The sequence below is a fragment of the Rhizobium sp. PEPV16 genome (assembly GCF_008919455.1).
GTDB classification, from domain to species: domain Bacteria; phylum Pseudomonadota; class Alphaproteobacteria; order Rhizobiales; family Rhizobiaceae; genus Rhizobium; species Rhizobium leguminosarum_Q.
The window spans coordinates 1-1,264 of record NZ_VSZV01000037.1 but is presented as its reverse complement, the minus strand read 5'-3'; the positions used below and the strand labels follow the sequence as shown (position 1 = coordinate 1,264).

At 59.3% G+C, this 1,264-nt stretch carries 3 protein-coding genes; all 3 read right to left on the bottom strand.

Annotated elements, in window-relative coordinates:
• The coding region (locus tag FY112_RS00280; RefSeq protein WP_151517343.1) for an ABC transporter substrate-binding protein at nucleotides 1-718 on the bottom strand (718 nt) is incomplete at its 3' end.
• A gap of 47 nt (nucleotides 719-765) precedes the next feature.
• Nucleotides 766-1,089, bottom strand: coding sequence for an NIPSNAP family protein (locus tag FY112_RS00275; protein WP_151517342.1), 324 nt, complete (start codon nucleotides 1,087-1,089; stop codon nucleotides 766-768).
• A gap of 5 nt (nucleotides 1,090-1,094) precedes the next feature.
• Nucleotides 1,095-1,264 (bottom strand): aldehyde dehydrogenase family protein (locus FY112_RS00270; RefSeq protein ID WP_151517341.1); only part of this gene is annotated, 170 nt, incomplete at its 5' end.

Here is a 1,264-nt window from a genome sequence, read left to right as displayed (position 1 = left end):
ACGAGGTCTCGGTCTTGATGCCGCTCGCCGCAAGCGCGGTCATGCGGCCATTCCAAATGCTGCCGAAAGGAGCCTCGGCGGATGCCAGAAGCTGCTGCGACTGTGCGCCGCCCGACCACCAGACGATATCCGATTTGATCGTATCGAGCTTCTTGAAGGCGCGGTCGAGATCAAGCGGATAGAGCTTGTCGGCAGCCACGCCGTCGGCAAGCAGCGCCGCTTCGATCACGCCGGGAGCCGACCACTTGTAGAATGTGCGCTTTCCCGGAAACTTTGTCGTGTCGAACAGGTCCGCCCATGTCTTCGGGCAGGCGCTGACGGCATCGGCATTGCAGCCGATCACGAAGGAATAATAGAAGCTGCCGACCGAATAATCGGTCACGAAGCGCGGATCGAGCTTGGATTTATCGATGACGGAGAAATCGAGTTTCTCGAGCTGGCCATTCTTGCCGGCCTGGGCGGCATAGTCGCCTTCGACGTCGACAACGTCCCAGGTAACCTGACCGGCCTCGATCATCGCCTTGAGCTTGCCGTAATCCGTCGGTCCGTCCTGTACGACGGTGATACCGGTCTTCTCCGTGAACGGGCTGGCCCATGCGGCCTTCTGCGCATCCTGGGTCGTTCCTCCCCAGCTCGAGAAGACCATGTTGTCGGCGTGCGCCGGTATGGACACAGCCACGAATGCGGCAACCGCCGCGACAGCAAATGTTGTTTTCATGTTCCCTTATCCTTGTTCTGGTTGTCCTACGTGTATGCCTTATGCCGTCAGCGCGCCTCGCTCCTGGGAGAAAAGTTAGCTGGCTTCATAATCTTGTTTTCCGCTACTTCGATCAGATCGCGGATCTTGGGCAGAAAGACCTGCCACCGGGGATCGGCCAGAAGCCTCTGGCGCCTCGCCTCGCGGTCGTCCAGGCTCGCAAAGGCCCAGATGTGGACGATCTCGTTGATCGTTCCGATCTCCGAAAAGAAGTAACCGACGAGCGTACCGAGATGGCTCTTCTGGATCTCGATCCCCTCTTCCTCGACGACCCTGAGATATTGCGGGATGCTGCCGTTCTTCAGCCGATAGGTCCGGATTTCGTAAAACATCGGCGCTACCTCATCACAAAGGGATCGGGGATCGGATCGTCCGATGTCCTGAGCCAGATCGTCTTTGTGCGGGTATAGTCGAGCGCCGCGGCCATGCCGCCTTCCCTGCCATGGCCAGACAGGCCAAAGCCGCCGAACGGCGCGATCGGTGATACCACGCGGTAGGTGTTGACCC

Coding starts and splice junctions, on each gene's coding strand:
- FY112_RS00275 (WP_151517342.1), bottom strand. CDS start 1,089: ATGTTTTACGAAATCCGGACCTATCGGCTGAAGAACGGCAGCATCCCG.